This is a genomic window from Pelomonas candidula, assembly GCF_043555985.1.
Taxonomy (GTDB): Bacteria; Pseudomonadota; Gammaproteobacteria; order Burkholderiales; family Burkholderiaceae_C; genus Pelomonas; species Pelomonas candidula.
Genome location: NZ_JBIGIC010000006.1, coordinates 135950 through 150343, shown reverse-complemented (window position 1 = coordinate 150343; position 14394 = coordinate 135950). Strand labels below are relative to the sequence as shown.

Sequence of the window (14394 nt, the reverse complement as noted above, 5' to 3'; positions counted from 1 at the left end):
AACGCCATGATCGACTACGCAACCCTGAAGATCATCTGGTGGCTGCTGGTGGGCGTGCTGCTCGTCGGCTTCGCCATCATGGACGGCCATGGAGCGCCGAGATCTCGCAGATGCTTCGATAACGATCGAATCGTTGACCCAGCACAAGCGAACGGCTTCCGCATGAGCCCAGACTGACGATCTGAGGTGCCATCACCCAAAGGAGACCCTCGTGCCAAGCATCCAGATTTTCGACCCTGCCCTTTGCTGCAGCAGCGGCGTCTGCGGCCAGGATGTCGATGCCCACCTCGTCCAGGCATCCGCCGACGTCGACTGGGCCAAGGGGCTGGGAGCCCAGATCGAGCGCTTCAACCTGGCGCGGCAGCCAATGGCGTTCGTCGAGAACCCGGCGGTTCGCAGGCTCCTTGAGCGATCCGGCCAGGAGGCTCTTCCCATCACGCTGGTGGACGGCGAGGTCGCACTGGCGGGGCGATACCCAAGCCGGCAGCAGCTCGGACAATGGTCGAACGTGGCTGCGCCCGCCGCCACCGCCAGTAGCTGCTGCGGCGGTGGCAACTGCGGCTGATGGCTGCGCACACCATGAAGTTCCTCGAACACTTGCCACGTTTCGCGTTCTTCACCGGCAAGGGCGGCGTCGGCAAGACCTCGCTGGCCTGCGCCACGGCGGTCCGACTGGCCGATGCCGGCAAGCGCGTCCTGCTGGTCAGCACAGACCCGGCTTCCAATGTCGGCCAAGTCTTCGGCATCACGATCGGCAACCATGTGACGGCAGTTCCCGCCGTGCCGAACCTGTGGGCCATGGAGATTGACCCGCAGGCGGCAGCGCAAGGGTATCGAGACCGCATCGTCGGGCCTGTGCGGGGCGCGCTGCCTGCCGACGTCGTGAAGGGCATCGAGGAACAACTGTCCGGCGCGTGCACCACGGAAATCGCAGCCTTCGACGAATTCACTGGGCTCTTGACGGACGGGGCGCTCGTGGAGCGCTTCGAGCATGTGCTTTTTGACACTGCGCCGACCGGCCACACGATCCGCCTGCTGCAGCTCCCGGGCGCGTGGAACAGCTTCCTGGAGGCTGGCAAGGGTGATGCTTCGTGCTTGGGACCATTGGCCGGACTGGACAAGCAGCGTGCGCAGTACAAGGCGGCCGTGGATGCCTTGGCGGACCCACGCCGGACGCGCCTTGTGCTGGTGGCGAGAGCGCAAGCCTCAACCCTGCGCGAGGTGGCACGCACCCATGACGAACTCGCACGCATCGGTCTTGAGCAGCAGCACCTGGTCATCAATGGCGTCATGCCTGCATCCGAGAGCGCCCAGGACAACCTCGCCGCTGCAGTCGTACGGCGTGAGCAGGCGGCCCTCGAAGCAATGCCTGCCATCCTTCAGCGCCTCCCCATCGACCAGGTGGCCTTGAAGGCGTTCGACCTCGTAGGGCTGGATGCGCTGCGCCAGTTCTTCACCGAAGCGCCCGCCGTCAACGTCAGCGGGCCGCCCGCATCCCCCCTCGAGGCTCCGGGGCTGGCCCACTTGGTGGACGGCATGGCCGCGCCGGGACATGGGCTGATCATGGTGATGGGCAAAGGCGGCGTTGGCAAGACGACGCTGGCTGCAGCCATCGCCGTCGAACTGGCGCGACGCGGCCTTGCGGTTCACCTCACCACGTCGGACCCGGCGGCACACCTGGCGGAGACGCTCGCCGGACAGACGGACCATCTGACCGTCAGCCGCATCGACCCGCAGGCCGAAACCCAGCGCTACCGTGACGAGGTGTTGGCCAGCAAGGGCAAGGGGCTTGATGCACAAGGGCGAGCCCTGCTTGAAGAGGACCTGCGGTCACCCTGCACCGAGGAGATTGCCGTCTTCCAGGCCTTCTCGCGGATCATCCGCGAGGCCGGCCGCAAGTTCGTGGTGATGGACACGGCGCCAACTGGGCACACCCTGCTGCTGCTGGACGCAACAGGCGCCTATCACCGCGAAATCGCGAGGCAGATGTCCGGTTCAGGCGTTCGCTTCACAACGCCGATGATGCAACTTCAGGACGTGAACCAGACCAAGGTCGTGATCGTCACCCTTGCCGAGAACACCCCCGTACAGGAAGCCGCAGGGCTGCAGGCAGACTTGCGACGCGCGGGCATCGAACCCTGGGCGTGGGTGGTCAACAACAGCGTTTCTGCGACCGACTCTCGGTCACCTTTGCTGCGAGCACGGGCAGCCAAGGAACGGCCATTCATCGAAGCGGTGGCGCGGCAACACGCACAGCGCTACGCAGTTGTGCCACTGCTGGCAGAGGAGCCGATCGGAGTAGAACGACTCGAAGCGCTCGTGCGGCGCCCGTAGGCGGCCCCGCCAGCTGCCGCGATACAGGTGTTCGGTCGCGCCGCGCACACCACCGCCCTGAAACAGCAATCAAAGCTCTGATGAAGACTTCGCCTCGTCTTCATGCATGTGGCGCACAAAGTAGCGAACGAAGAACGCGCCCATGCCCAGCATGAACGCGATGACGGCCAAGCTCAGCAGTCCGGCCTCGCTGGAGAAGATGTCTCTGAAGACGGCCATGGCGCACTCCTTGTGCAGTGGATGTGCAGGTGATTTCAGAGCGTTTGACAGGCCTTTGCCTTGACGTGGCTCAAGACCTCTTGCCGTGGTCTCGATAGCCTTCGCAAGCTCAGCGAGCACACGATGGAAGATCCGATCACATCACCCGCAGGCATCAACGGCACGCTGGATCGTGCAGCGGCGTTGCTGCGCGTGATGGGCAATGTCGACCGACTGCAGCTGCTGGCCGCCCTGCAGCGCGAGGAGCTCTGCGTCGGCCAGCTCGCAGAGCGCCTGGACATTCAGCAGCCCACCTTGTCACAGCAGCTCACCGTGCTGCGCCAGCATGAGCTCGTCGAGACGCGCCGGATGGGCAAGCATGTTTTTTACCGCTTGGCGCCGGCGTTCGCGCCGCAGCTGAGCCTGGTGCTGCAGTGGGCCGGCGCCTGATCAGCCGGCGCGCCGGGAGGGCTTCGTGGTCTTGAGGAAGGTGTTGCGTTGTGCGGCGGACCGTTCCAGGTGGCGACCGATGCTGCCGCAGACGAGGTCGCACAGCGCGTAGACCGATTCGTCAGCAATGCTGTAGTACACGGCTGAACCGCGCGATTCGCGGGTGACGAGCCCTTGCTGCATGAGCACGGAGAGATGCCTGGAGATATTGGCCGACGTGAAGCCGCAGGCTTGCGCGATCTCGCCGACGTTGCGCGCTCCCTGGCGCAGCAGGTTGAGGATCTGCAGACGCGTCGGCTCGGACAGCGCCTGGAAATAGGCGGCCACCTGATGGAGAGCTTCTTCGGGCAGGTCCTGCATGGCAACACAAGGCTGGGGGTCGGGTTGCCCATCATGCCCGATTTGCACGGCATTCATTGGGTTGCTCATATTGTTGCTTGACTATTTAACTACATAGCTAAATACTAGATCATCGCTTCCAAGAAGTCACGCTCGGAGTTCACATGTCTCGCAGGTTCAACGCACTGGCTACCGCTGCCCTCGCGCTGGCATCCGTCATCGTGTCGGCGCCCGCCAACGCAGCAGAGGCCCTCGCCACCTGGACCGTCGCGTCGTCCAACTTCCAGGGCCTGGGCAGCCACGATGGCACGGTCGAAGCCGTACGACAGACCGTCGTGGCGGCACAGGTGGCCGGCGCCGTCGTTGCCCTCCCCGTCAAGGCGGGCGATCGGGTCAAGGCCGGACAGTTGCTGGCTCGGCTGGATGCGCGAGCTGCTGAACAACAGGCCGGCGCGGCAGCGGCCCAGGTCGAGGCGGCCCGCGCCGCCCAGCAGGTGGCAACGCTCGAAGTGCAGCGCCAACGACAGCTGTTTGCCAGCCGCTTCATCAGCCAGGCGGCGCTCGACCAGGCTGAGGCGCAGTACAAAACGGCCACCGCCCAGGCCAATGCGCAGCTGGCAGCCGCCCAGGCGGCGCGGACGGAGAGCGGCTATTTCGCGGTCAAGGCGCCTTACGACGGCATCGTCACCGAACTCAATGTCATGCCCGGCGACATGGCCATGCCAGGTCGTCCGTTGCTGACGCTATTCGATCCGTCTTCGCTTCGCGTCGCTGTTGCCGTTCCTGAAACTAGCGCCGCCAAGCTGCGCGATCGGCTCGCCTCGCCGGTGAACGTCGAGATCGCTGGCCAGCGGGTCACCGCCGCCCGGTGGGAGGTGCTCCCCGCTGCGGACACGCTCACGCATACAGTCATCGTCCGGGTCGATCTGCCGCCAGGCACCGTGGCAACACCCGGCAGCTTTGCCCGCGCCTGGCTGCCCGGCGGTGCCGGAGGCGACCCGCGCACCTTCATCCCATCTGGCGCGCTGGTTCAGCGGGCAGAGCTGAAGGCGGTCTACGTCGTGGGCGCCGATGGGCGCGCCCTGCTGCGCCAGATTCGCGTCGGCCCTGCCAGCGGCGATCAGGTCGAGGTGCTGACGGGCCTCAAGCCGGGTGAGCGCGTCGCGCTCGATCCGCAGGCCGCTTCGAGGAGGCCGTGATGGACCTCGGTGTTTCCGGGCGCATCGCCCGATTCTTCCAGTCGGCCCAGATCACGCCCCTGCTCGCCCTGGTGGCGTTGCTGCTCGGCGTCTTCGCCGTGGCGGTGACTCCGCGTGAGGAGGAGCCGCAGATCAACGTGACGATGGCCAACGTGCTGATCCCCTTCCCCGGCGCCGCCGTGCAGGATGTGGAGCAGATGGTGGCGACTCCCGCCGAGCAGGTGCTGTCGCAGATGGCCGGTGTGGAGCATGTGATGAGCGTGTCTCGCCCTGGGTTGGCCGTCATGACGGTGCAGTTCAAGGTGGGCGTGCCGCGCACCGAGGCGCTGGTGCGGCTGTACGACACCGTGCAGTCCCACGCCGACTGGCTGCCGGCCAACCTGGGTGCCTTGCCCCCGCTCATGAAACCCAAGGGCATCGACGACGTGCCGATCGTGACCTTGACGCTGCACGCGCGTGACGCAGACACAGGCACCTTCGACCTGGAACGCATCGCCCACAGTCTGGAGGCCGATCTCAAGCGCGTCCCGGGCACACGGGAGGTCACGACCATCGGCGGCCCAGGCCGCGCGATCCGCGTCGAGCTGGACCCGGCGCGCATGGCCGCCGCCGGCCTCGGCGTGAACGAGCTGCGCCAGGCGCTGACGTCCGCGAACACCGGCGCAGCTGCCGGCCAGCTCCTGGCGGGCGACCACGCGGTGGACGTGCAAGCCGGCCCGTTCCTGCGCGACGCCCGTGAGCTGGGTCAGTTGGTGGTCGGCGCCCGCAATGGCCGGCCTGTGTACCTGGCCGACGTGGCGCAGGTGGTTGACGGCCCCCCGCCCCCGCAACGATACGTCTGGCATGGCACGCGAGCCGGCGACTTCCCGGCCGTGACGCTCGCGATCACGAAGAAGCCGGGCGAGAACGCCATCGAGGTGGCCGACGCACTGACGCGGCGTGTGGCCGAATTGCGCAACACGCTGATCCCCAGCGGCGTGGAAGTCGCCGAGACGCGCAACTACGGCGCCACAGCCAACGACAAGGCGATGAAGCTGATCCAGAAGCTGATGTTCGCCACGGCCTCGGTGGTCGCGCTGGTCTTCATCGCCCTGGGCCGGCGAGAGGCCGCCATCGTCGGCAGTGCCGTCATCCTGACGCTCACAGTCACGCTGTTCGCGTCCTGGGCCTGGGGCTTCACGCTGAACCGCGTATCGCTGTTCGCGCTGATCTTCTCCATCGGCATCCTGGTGGACGACGCCATCGTCGTGGTCGAGAACATCCACCGCCACATGGCCATCCACCCGGACAAGACGCTGGTCGAACTCATCCCCGGCGCCGTGGATGAGGTAGGCGGGCCCACCATCCTGGCGACGCTCACCGTCATCGCCGCCCTGCTCCCGATGGCCTTCGTGTCGGGCTTGATGGGGCCCTACATGAGCCCCATCCCGATCAACGCCAGCATGGGCATGCTGCTGTCGCTGGCCATTGCCTTCATCGTCACGCCCTGGCTGGCACGCCTGTGGCTCAAGCGCAGCGGGCATGGCAGCGACGCGTCGCACGGACTTGCCGCCAAGTTCGGCCCGCTGTTTGCGCGGGTGTTCCGCCCCCTGCTGGACGAGACACAGGGTAGCCGCAACCGCCGCTGGCTAGGCGCCGGCATCGCGGCCCTCATCGCCGTGTCGCTGGCCTTGCCGGCGCTCGGACTGGTCGTGCTGAAGATGCTGCCCTTCGACAACAAGTCGGAGTTCCAGGTCATCGTCGACATGCCGGCCGGCTCGACGCTGGAGCGCACGGCCGCCGTGCTGCGCGAGCTGGGGGCTTACGTGGCGCAGCAACCGGAGGTGACCGACTACCAGGCCTACGCCGGCACGGCCGCACCGATCAACTTCAACGGGCTGGTACGGCAGTACTACCTCCGCACCGGGGGCGAGGTCGGCGACCTGCAGGTCAACCTCGTGGACAAGCACCACCGCAGCCAGCAGAGCCACGCCATCGCCACGCGCATGCGCCCGGCACTGCAGGACATCGGCCGCCGCCACGGCGCCAACGTCAAGGTCGTCGAGGTGCCTCCGGGGCCGCCGGTGCTGTCGCCCATCGTGGCCGAAATCTATGGCCCCGATGCGGCTGGCCGTCGCAGCGTCGCGCGGGACGTGCGGCGCCTGTTCGAGCGCACGCCCGGCCTGGTCGACATCGACGATTCAGGCATTGCAGACGCGCCCCGCAAGCTGCTGCTCGTCGACCGTCGCAAGGCCGCGCTGCTGGGCGTGCCCCAGTCCGCCGTCGTGTCCACTTTGGCGGCCGGTCTGGCAGGCGAAGCCACCACCTGGCTGCACGACGGCAGCAAATACCCGGCCAGCGCCTGGCTGCAACTGCCAGCAGAACGGCAGGGGGACCTCGACACGCTATTGCAGCTGGGTGTTCGCAGCACCGCCGGCCCACTCGTGCCGCTGCGCGAGCTGGTGACCGTGAGCGACAGCCTGCAGGAGCAGCCGATTTTTCACAAGGATGGTCTGCCGGTTCACTTCGTGGTCGGCGACATGGCAGGCGCGCTGGACAGCCCGCTGTACGGCATGTTCAAGATGCGCGGCGACCTGGCGGCACTCAAGACGCCGGGCGGTGGCACGCTGGCAGAAGCCTTCATCCACGCCCCGAGCGACGCCTGGCGCGGCTACACGCTGAAGTGGGACGGCGAATGGCAGGTCACCTACGAGACCTTCCGCGACATGGGTGCGGCCTACGCGGTGGGCCTGGTGCTGATCTACCTGCTCGTGGTGGCCCAGTTCGGCTCCTACCTCACGCCGCTGATCATCATGGCGCCCATCCCGCTCACCCTGGTCGGGGTGATGCCGGGGCATGCGCTGCTCGGTGCTCAGTTCACGGCCACCAGCATGATCGGGATGATCGCCCTGGCCGGCATCATCGTGCGCAACTCCATCCTGCTGGTGGACTTCATCCGGCTGGAAGTGTCGCAAGGCCGCCCGCTCAAGGAGGCCGTCGTGCACTCCGCCGCGACCCGTGCGCAGCCCATCGTGCTGACAGGCCTGGCCGCCATGCTCGGGGCCTTCTTCATCCTCGATGACCCGATCTTCAACGGCCTGGCGATCTCGCTGATTTTCGGCATCCTCGTCAGCACGCTGCTGACGCTCGTGGTCATCCCCCTGCTCTATTTCGTGGCCTATCGCCACGTACCCATCAACAACACAAGGAGTGCTTCATGAGTTCCTGGCAGATCGTCCGGCTGTTCGCCGGCAGCTTCATCCTTGCCTCCCTGCTGCTCGGTGTGCCCGGCAGCCCGGTGTTCATCAGCACCTGGTGGCTGGCGTTCACCGCATTCGTCGGGGCCAACCTGTTCCAGAGTGCGCTGACCCGCTGGTGCCCGCTGGAGATCATTCTGCGCAAGCTGGGCGTCAAGGGCGGGTGCTGATCATGCTCGATGCCCTGCAACGCTGGCTGCAGCGCCGCGGCGCGGCGTCATCGCCGTTGGAAAGCGCCACGTTGATCGAGGCGGTTCCCGGCAACGGCACCGTGTTGATCGACGTGCGGACGGCAAGAGAGCATCAGGGCGGGACGCTCGTTGGCGCGATCAACGTACCGCTGAGCCAGTTGGATGCATGGATCGCCACAGCGGTTCCCGACCGCGAGCGCCCCATCCAGCTCTTCTGCGCCAGTGGCTCACGCTCGGAAGGGGCATGCCGCCTGCTGCGCCACCTGGGTTACCAGGACGTCCACAATGCAGGCGGACTGGTCGTCGCGTCTGCCCGTCTGCACCTGCCCATCGAACACCCATGACTCATCCTGCCGCGACACCCTGGGACGCCCGTTTCGCGACGCCCGACTACATCTTCGGCACCGAGCCCAACCACTGGCTGGCGGCACACGCGAATCATTGGCAGGCCGGTGACCACGTGCTGTGTGTGGCCGATGGCGAAGGGCGCAACAGCGTCTGGCTTGCACAAAGAGGTGTGCGGGTCGATGCCTTCGACGTGTCGCTGGTGGGTCTGGACAAGGCACGCAAGCTGGCGGCGCAGGCCCAGGTGAACGTTCAGTACGTGCAGGCCAGCACGGACGACTACGACTGGCCGGTGGCGCAACTCGATGGCGTCGCCGCCATCTTCATCCAGTTCGCGGACCCGGATATGCGCCAGCGCCTGTTCGAACACATGAAGCGCGCGCTCAAGCCGGGCGGCGTGCTGGTGCTGCAGGGCTACACGCCCGAGCAACTCGCTTTCGGCACAGGCGGCCCCCGCGAGGTGTCGAATCTCTACACACGGGATCTGCTCAAAGCGAGTTTTGGCGACATGGACATCCTGACGCTGCAGACCTACGAGCGCGAACTCGATGAGGGCCCCGGACACCGCGGCCCCTCAGCCTTGATCGGCCTTGTCGCTCGCCGCCGTTGAGCCACGCTGGCTCAGACGTCAGCTCGGCAGCATGAAGGTCGACTTCTCCCGCACGACCGCACCCGCTCGACGCTGAAGTGAATCCCGTATGCCCCGGCGCCGGCCTGGTTCAAGGCCTCGTGGGGCACGCGCAGCGTCACCGCCACCCCGCGGGCCTCGGTGGGCGCCAATTGCGTCTGGCTGCCGTTCACGAGCTTAAGCCCCGGCAGGCCATCCGCGCTGATCCGGTACGCCTGCGCAGACTCGGTGCCTGGCCGGCATTCAGCGTCAACAGCCGTTGCACCTGCTGCAGCGCCGTGCAAACCGAGTTCGGTGGAAGTTCGGCGCACAACGGCAAGACAGGCATGTCCAGCGGCTTGGCCGCGTAGGCGGGGCCGACCATCAGCACAGCGAGGCGAAGCCATTCGATGGGCATCAGGGCGGATGTCGGCCCGCTCCGCTTGGAAAGCTCCCAGACCTCGTCGAAGCTGCGCGAGCCTTTGGCCCGGTCGACCCTGGCCGACATCATCGCGAGGTTGGAAGCCGCATAGCACAGTCGTTGTTGAGCCGGTCGACTGAGGCGTCGGTGTCCAGACGTGTGGCATGCGTCAGAGCTACATCGACCAGTGGAGGCCATCGCGGGGCGGATAGCGGCGCTTCGCGCTCTTGGTACCGAGGGCGCGCACGGCAAGGGCAGCAACACTGAGCTCTTGTGATGACCCACGTCGCTGCCGCTCGCCGACGCGCCGTCAGAACTTCATGCGCAGGCCGAGGGCGAATTCGGTCTGGTTCGGCGCCCCGTTCGTTGCGCCGAACTTGTAGCCGTCCTTGAGCTTCAGGTAGTCCATCGCGGCGTAGACCTCGGTGATCTTGTCGAAGTGATAGCTCGCGGAGGTGTAGAGCGTCGAGCGGCTGCCCGTCGCGACGGCCGTCGCGCCAGAGGCATTGGCGTAGGCGTTGAGGACGTTGCCGCTGCCGTTGACCGCCGCGTTGTTGGCCTTCATGTTCTGGTAGCCGAGCGCATAGTCCATCGGGCCGCCACCGGGCGTCCACTTGGCGGACAAGGTGTAGGCGTTGTCCGTGCGCTTGCCCAACGCGCCGGCGGCACCCTGCTCGGCCGTGTAGTGGAAGACGCCGCTGTTCAGGCGCACATCGCCGATCTGCACGTTGCCGCCGACGGAGTAGGTCCGGTTGGTCAGGCCCGCGACGTTGGCATTGGTGACGAAGCCGGCAAGGTTGAAGCTGCCGCCGGCGTAGGCCAACGAGACCGTCTCCGTGCTGCCCTTCGAGAAGTCCCCCGGCACGCCGCCGAACTGGTACTGAACCGCGGCCAGCAGGCCGTTGCTGAAGGCCTTCTTCCAGACGACGCCGTTGTTGATGCGGGTGCCGGTCGCGCTGCCGGCGTAGAAGATCAGCTGCTTGAAGTTGTTGTTGTTGGAGTAGCCCCCCTCCTCCGTCGACGGCGCCGCCGGCCCGTACGGGTCGCCATAGATGGCGGACGAGGCGGGGTCGCGGGCGATCGCGTTCTGCCGGCCGAGCGTCAGCTTGCCGAAGTCCTTGCTCTCGACGCCGACCCACGCGTCGCGGTTGAACAGGACATTGTCGGTGTCCATGTTGCCGGTCTGGCTCTCGAACTCGCTCTCAAGGCGGAAGATCACGTTGAGGCCGCTGTCGCCCATCTTGCGCGAGCCGAACAGGCCCCAGCGGTTGCCGCTGAACCAGGCCACGCGCGGCGACGTGACGTTGCTGCCGTTGGCGTCGGCGTGGTTGGTGTGCACGTAGGAAACGTCGATGAGGCCATACAGCGTCACGAAGCCGTTGGCCGAGCCGATGCTCAGGCCATCGCCGAGCTTGTAGCCGCCGAGCGTCGAGCCGGTGCCGGTGGTTGCCGGCGCGGCGGCGGGCGCCGCAGCCGATTGCTGGACGTTGGCGAGCTTCTGCTCAAGTGCGTCGAGCCGCGCCTTCTGGGCAGCGGCAGCCTGCTTCTGTGCGGCGATCTCTGCCTTCAGGTCGGCCAGTTCGTCGGCGAACGCGGGGCTCGCACCTGCAAACGCGGCCAGCACCGCCATGCACAGGACGGTTTTCTTCATGGGTCTGTCTCCTGGAGTTGTGGTCAAGGCGCCATCCCTGGCGCCGGAACGAGGCGGGTTGCCTGCGAACGGGGCGCATTGTTTTTTTCAGCACCTTTCGCGCCGCTTTACTTTGAAAAGCGTCTTGGTTAACCCTGTGGCGGCGCGCCGACGGCATCCGGCCAAATGCGCGCCTACGCTTTTCCTGACCCCTGAGTTCCCGTATGCGCCTGCTACTCGTCGAAGACAGCACCAAGCTGGCGGCCTGGCTGGGCAAATCACTGCGGCAGCATGGCTACGCGGTCGACGTCTGCGAAGACGGCGCACTCGCCGATTCGCTGTTGCGCACCGAGCACTACGACGCCATCGTGCTGGACCTGTCCCTGCCGTCGATGGACGGGCTCACGTTGCTGGAGCGGTTGCGCTCGCGAGGCAACGCGTCGCCGGTGGTGATCCTGACGGCCCGCGGCGAACTGGAGGACCGCGTGCATGGCCTGAAGCTGGGGGCGGACGACTACCTCGCCAAGCCGTTTGCGCTCGAGGAACTGGAGGCGCGCCTGCAGGCCGTGATCCGGCGCGCGCATGGGCAGCCCGTCTCCAAGCTGGGCCTCGGGCCGTTGACGTACGACGGCAGCGACCGCAGCTTCACGCTCCACGGCCAGCGCCTCGTCTTGCGCCCCAAGGAACATGCCGTGCTGGAGGCACTACTGGTACGCGCAGGCAAGGCCGTCAGCAAGGCCAAGCTGCACGAACAGATCTTCTCCCTCGACGCCACCACGTCGCAGGAGGTGGTCGAGATCTACATCCATCGCCTGCGCAAGCAGCTGCTGGACAGCGGCCTGCGCATCACGACGCTCCGCGGGTTGGGCTATGTACTCGAAGCCTGCTGACAGCCTGCGGCTGCAGCTGCTGCGGTGGCTGTTGCCGCCTTTGCTGCTGCTGCTCTCCGTCAATTCCTGGCTGAGCAATCGAGCGGCAGCCTCGACCGCCGACATGGCGTTCGATCGCCTGCTGACCGCCTCCGCGGAGGCCATCGCGGAGGACGTGGAGTACCGCGATGGCGAGGTGATCGTCGACCTGCCCTACGCCGCGCTCGAGCTGCTCGAATCCAACATCCAGGAGCGGATCTTCTACCGCGTGGTATCGCCCGACGGGCAGACGGTGACGGGCTACGAAGACCTGCCGTTGCCGGCGCTGAAGCCGAAGGACGGCGTCGAGTCCACGCTGTACACGGCCGACTATCGCGGCGAGCCTATCCACCTCGTGGCGCTGAACAAGCGGCTCTACGGGACGGATGTCGCCGCCCCTGTAGTCATCATCGTTGCCGAGACTGGCGAGGCCCGGGATGCGCTGTCGCGGCAGATCCTCGTCGACGGCATGGTGCGGCAGGGTGTCCTGATCGTCGCGGCCATGGTGCTCGTGTGGCTGGGCCTGGTGCGGGGGCTGCGGCCGCTGACGCAGCTGCGCCGCAGCGTGGCGCAGCGTTCGCCCAGCGATCTCAGCCCCATCGATGCCGGTAACGTGCCGGCCGAGGTGCGCCCGCTCATCGAGGCGCTGAACCAGCACACGGCCAGGATCGAGCGGCTGATCTCGAGCCGGCAGCGCCTCATCGCCGATGCGTCCCACCAGATGCGGACGCCGCTCGCCGAGATGCGCGCGCAGATCGAATACTGCCTGCGGCAAGGCCGCGAGGACCTGGCGCTCCAGACGCTGCGCGAAGTGCATGACGACATCAACCGCCTTAGCCGACTGCTGTCGCAGCTGCTGCTGCAGGCCCGTGCCGAGCCGGATGGCATGGGCGAGCCGAACAAGGCCTGCGTCGACGTCGGCGAACTGGCACGCCAGACGGCGATGGAGCATGTGGAAGCGGCGCGCCGGCGGGCCATGGATCTCGGGTTCGACGAGCCCTCGAAGACGGCCAGCGTCCAGGGGAACGAGCTCCTGCTGCGCGAGCTGATCGCCAACCTCATCGACAACGCCATCCTCTACGGGCATGAAGGCGGGGTCGTGAACGTCCGGGTCTCGTCGGGAGACGGCGTCGTGCTCGAGGTCGAAGACAACGGCCCAGGCATCGCGCCCCAGGACGGCGAACAGGTGTTCGAGCGCTTCTACCGGGCCCGCGGCGTGGTCGTCGCGGGCAAGCCGGGCTCGGGCCTCGGGCTCTCCATCGTGCGGGACATCGCCACGGCGCATGGGGGGCGCGTCGAACTGCTGCAGCCGGCGAGCGGCACCGGCCTGTGCGTCCGGGTGACGCTGCCCGCGCTGGATGCCACCGCCGCGGCTACTTGGCGTCACCCGTCTCGCGACGCCAGCGGCGCAGGAACTCCTGCTGCTTGACCCGGTCGAGAAAGACCAGCAGAGGGGGCGCAACGGCGATGGCCTTGAGCCTGCCGCCGAGCTCCCGCCGTAGCGTGGCAGCGGTGTACTCACCCGGCACGTCTTCACGGATCGAGAACAGCTCGGACTTGCCGGACAGCACGGTCTGCCCGCGCTTGGAGAGCAGGTAGTCCAGCCAGAGCCTGGCGGCGTTCGGGTTCGCTGCCGACTTGGTGATCAGCGCGATGCGCGACATGACCAGGGTGTAGTCGCGTGGCAGCACGACGCCGATCGACGGGTCCCGCCGTGCGCGCGTCAACGCGTAGGAGCCGATCAGGTTGTAGCCAAGATAGACCTTCCCGGCGGCGATCCGCTGCACCATCACCGAGGTGTTGGCCTCCAGCTCGACGGCGTCGGCCCCCATCGCACGCACCAGTTCCCAGAAACTCGCCTGGATGCGGCTGTCCTGCGTCGCGAACAGGAAGCCGACCGCCGATTTTTCGATGTCGTAGGTCGTCACGTTGCCCGCGTACTTGCCGCGTTGGCTGGTCAGCAGCCTGACGACATCGGCATGGGTCGCCGGCACCTCGTCACCGCTCACGAAGTGCTTGTTGTAGACGAACACCGCGGGCTCGAACGTCGTGCCGTAGGCTGTCTCGCGCCACACGGCCCAGTCCGGCAGCGAGGCGATCTCCGGCGACCGGTAGCGCGTCGCGTAGTCGTCGTTGGCGAGCTTCATCTGCAGGTCCATCGCCGAGCTCCACAGCACGTCGGCGGTGGGCTTGCCGGCATAGGCCTCGGCCAGATAGCGCTGATGGAGCTCGGCGCTGTTGAGATCGTTGTACTCGACCCGGATGCCGGGGTAGCACTGCTCGAAATCGCGGATCAGCGCGGCGACGGCCGAGAGGTCGGTCGTGGAGTAGACGACGACCTTGCCTTCGTCGCGGGCGGCGGCGGCGATGACGGGGTAGGAGTCAGGGTAGTTCGACGGCGGGCCGGCCCACGCGTCGAGATGGGCCGCCGCAGGCACGGACGCGAGCAGCCATCGCAGCAGATCGCGACGGCCTGTGGGGTCGAGTTGCGCGTCCATGCTCGCCATCGCCGCAGGATAGCGATCAGAGCTGGCGG

The 14394-nt window shown here is 66.9% G+C and carries 17 protein-coding genes; 11 read left to right on the top strand and 6 right to left on the bottom strand.

Going from position 1 to position 14394, the window contains the following annotated elements; genetic code table 11:
* Positions 1-6: 6 nt before the first annotated feature.
* The 3 genes from ACG04R_RS13890 to arsA are packed head-to-tail and all read left to right on the top strand — an operon-like array spanning position 7 to position 2334.
* Positions 7-177, top strand: coding sequence for a hypothetical protein (locus tag ACG04R_RS13890; protein WP_394411863.1), 171 nt, complete (start codon positions 7-9; stop codon positions 175-177).
* A 34-nt stretch (positions 178-211) separates the two neighbouring features.
* Entirely contained in the window at positions 212-565 is a 354-nt protein-coding gene (gene arsD, locus ACG04R_RS13885) for an arsenite efflux transporter metallochaperone ArsD (RefSeq protein ID WP_394411305.1), read from the top strand.
* A 14-nt stretch (positions 566-579) separates the two neighbouring features.
* Positions 580-2334 carry an arsenical pump-driving ATPase gene (gene arsA, locus ACG04R_RS13880; protein ID WP_394411302.1) on the top strand — a complete coding sequence of 585 codons (1755 nt, stop codon included), beginning with the start codon at positions 580-582 and terminating at the stop codon, positions 2332-2334.
* Positions 2335-2403: 69 nt separating this feature from the next.
* Here the strand turns inward: arsA and ACG04R_RS13875 are convergent, their stop codons facing one another.
* Positions 2404-2553, bottom strand: coding sequence for a DUF3149 domain-containing protein (locus ACG04R_RS13875; RefSeq protein WP_394411299.1), 150 nt, complete (start codon positions 2551-2553; stop codon positions 2404-2406).
* A 60-nt stretch (positions 2554-2613) separates the two neighbouring features.
* On the opposite strand from ACG04R_RS13875, the gene ACG04R_RS13870 reads away from it, so the two are divergent.
* On the top strand, positions 2614-2982 hold the full coding sequence (locus ACG04R_RS13870) for an ArsR/SmtB family transcription factor (RefSeq protein WP_394411296.1): 369 nt from the start codon (positions 2614-2616) through the stop codon (positions 2980-2982).
* Here ACG04R_RS13870 and ACG04R_RS13865 read toward each other — a convergent pair whose 3' ends face one another.
* Entirely contained in the window at positions 2983-3342 is a 360-nt protein-coding gene (locus ACG04R_RS13865) for an ArsR/SmtB family transcription factor (protein ID WP_394411857.1), read from the bottom strand.
* Between the two features lie 143 nt (positions 3343-3485).
* Here ACG04R_RS13865 and ACG04R_RS13860 point away from each other — a divergent pair, with 143 nt between their 5' ends.
* Genes ACG04R_RS13860 through ACG04R_RS13840 form a run of 5 tightly spaced genes read left to right on the top strand, consistent with a single transcriptional unit; the run spans position 3486 to position 8902 of the window.
* Entirely contained in the window at positions 3486-4520 is a 1035-nt protein-coding gene (locus ACG04R_RS13860; protein WP_394411293.1) for an efflux RND transporter periplasmic adaptor subunit, read from the top strand.
* Positions 4520-7720 carry an efflux RND transporter permease subunit gene (locus ACG04R_RS13855; RefSeq protein WP_394411290.1) on the top strand — a complete coding sequence of 1067 codons (3201 nt, stop codon included), beginning with the start codon at positions 4520-4522 and terminating at the stop codon, positions 7718-7720. The genes ACG04R_RS13860 and ACG04R_RS13855 overlap by 1 nt, the downstream gene beginning before the upstream one ends.
* Complete coding sequence (locus ACG04R_RS13850) at positions 7717-7926, top strand: YgaP family membrane protein (protein WP_394411287.1); 210 nt, start codon at positions 7717-7719, stop codon at positions 7924-7926. Before ACG04R_RS13855 ends, ACG04R_RS13850 begins: the two co-directional genes overlap by 4 nt.
* A gap of 2 nt (positions 7927-7928) precedes the next feature.
* Complete coding sequence (locus tag ACG04R_RS13845; RefSeq protein ID WP_394411854.1) at positions 7929-8291, top strand: rhodanese-like domain-containing protein; 363 nt, start codon at positions 7929-7931, stop codon at positions 8289-8291.
* Positions 8288-8902 (top strand): class I SAM-dependent methyltransferase, encoded by a 615-nt coding sequence (locus ACG04R_RS13840; RefSeq protein ID WP_394411284.1) that lies wholly within the window; start codon positions 8288-8290, stop codon positions 8900-8902. Before ACG04R_RS13845 ends, ACG04R_RS13840 begins: the two co-directional genes overlap by 4 nt.
* 11 nt (positions 8903-8913) lie before the next feature.
* Here the strand turns inward: ACG04R_RS13840 and ACG04R_RS13835 are convergent, their stop codons facing one another.
* The 3 genes from ACG04R_RS13835 to ACG04R_RS13825 form a co-directional block, all read right to left on the bottom strand.
* Positions 8914-9093, bottom strand: a complete 180-nt coding sequence (locus ACG04R_RS13835; protein ID WP_394411281.1) for a hypothetical protein — start codon at positions 9091-9093, stop codon at positions 8914-8916.
* Positions 9090-9407 carry a hypothetical protein gene (locus tag ACG04R_RS13830; RefSeq protein ID WP_394411278.1) on the bottom strand — a complete coding sequence of 106 codons (318 nt, stop codon included), beginning with the start codon at positions 9405-9407 and terminating at the stop codon, positions 9090-9092. The genes ACG04R_RS13835 and ACG04R_RS13830 overlap by 4 nt, the downstream gene beginning before the upstream one ends.
* 223 nt (positions 9408-9630) lie before the next feature.
* On the bottom strand, positions 9631-10971 hold the full coding sequence (locus ACG04R_RS13825) for a porin (protein WP_394411275.1): 1341 nt from the start codon (positions 10969-10971) through the stop codon (positions 9631-9633).
* A gap of 203 nt (positions 10972-11174) precedes the next feature.
* On the opposite strand from ACG04R_RS13825, the gene ACG04R_RS13820 reads away from it, so the two are divergent.
* Both ACG04R_RS13820 and ACG04R_RS13815 read left to right on the top strand, forming a co-directional pair.
* The gene (locus ACG04R_RS13820; RefSeq protein WP_394411272.1) at positions 11175-11840 is read left to right on the top strand and encodes a response regulator; all 666 of its coding nucleotides are present in this window, start codon (positions 11175-11177) and stop codon (positions 11838-11840) included.
* On the top strand, positions 11821-13287 hold the full coding sequence (locus ACG04R_RS13815) for a sensor histidine kinase (protein ID WP_394411269.1): 1467 nt from the start codon (positions 11821-11823) through the stop codon (positions 13285-13287). Before ACG04R_RS13820 ends, ACG04R_RS13815 begins: the two co-directional genes overlap by 20 nt.
* Here ACG04R_RS13815 and ACG04R_RS13810 read toward each other — a convergent pair.
* A complete protein-coding gene (locus ACG04R_RS13810) occupies positions 13232-14356 on the bottom strand; it encodes an ABC transporter substrate-binding protein (RefSeq protein ID WP_394411266.1) in 1125 nt (374 codons plus the stop codon). The two genes, ACG04R_RS13815 and ACG04R_RS13810, sit on opposite strands and share 56 nt — an antisense overlap.
* Positions 14357-14394 lie beyond the last annotated feature (38 nt).

Coding starts and splice junctions, on each gene's coding strand:
- ACG04R_RS13810 (WP_394411266.1), bottom strand. CDS start 14,356: ATGGACGCGCAACTCGACCCCACAGGCCGTCGCGATCTGCTGCGATGG.
- ACG04R_RS13840 (WP_394411284.1), top strand. CDS start 8,288: ATGACTCATCCTGCCGCGACACCCTGGGACGCCCGTTTCGCGACGCCC.
- ACG04R_RS13890 (WP_394411863.1), top strand. CDS start 7: ATGATCGACTACGCAACCCTGAAGATCATCTGGTGGCTGCTGGTGGGC.
- arsA (WP_394411302.1), top strand. CDS start 580: ATGAAGTTCCTCGAACACTTGCCACGTTTCGCGTTCTTCACCGGCAAG.
- ACG04R_RS13815 (WP_394411269.1), top strand. CDS start 11,821: ATGTACTCGAAGCCTGCTGACAGCCTGCGGCTGCAGCTGCTGCGGTGG.
- ACG04R_RS13875 (WP_394411299.1), bottom strand. CDS start 2,553: ATGGCCGTCTTCAGAGACATCTTCTCCAGCGAGGCCGGACTGCTGAGC.
- ACG04R_RS13825 (WP_394411275.1), bottom strand. CDS start 10,971: ATGAAGAAAACCGTCCTGTGCATGGCGGTGCTGGCCGCGTTTGCAGGT.
- ACG04R_RS13865 (WP_394411857.1), bottom strand. CDS start 3,342: ATGCAGGACCTGCCCGAAGAAGCTCTCCATCAGGTGGCCGCCTATTTC.
- ACG04R_RS13820 (WP_394411272.1), top strand. CDS start 11,175: ATGCGCCTGCTACTCGTCGAAGACAGCACCAAGCTGGCGGCCTGGCTG.
- ACG04R_RS13855 (WP_394411290.1), top strand. CDS start 4,520: ATGGACCTCGGTGTTTCCGGGCGCATCGCCCGATTCTTCCAGTCGGCC.
- ACG04R_RS13845 (WP_394411854.1), top strand. CDS start 7,929: ATGCTCGATGCCCTGCAACGCTGGCTGCAGCGCCGCGGCGCGGCGTCA.
- ACG04R_RS13860 (WP_394411293.1), top strand. CDS start 3,486: ATGTCTCGCAGGTTCAACGCACTGGCTACCGCTGCCCTCGCGCTGGCA.
- ACG04R_RS13850 (WP_394411287.1), top strand. CDS start 7,717: ATGAGTTCCTGGCAGATCGTCCGGCTGTTCGCCGGCAGCTTCATCCTT.
- ACG04R_RS13830 (WP_394411278.1), bottom strand. CDS start 9,407: ATGTCGGCCAGGGTCGACCGGGCCAAAGGCTCGCGCAGCTTCGACGAG.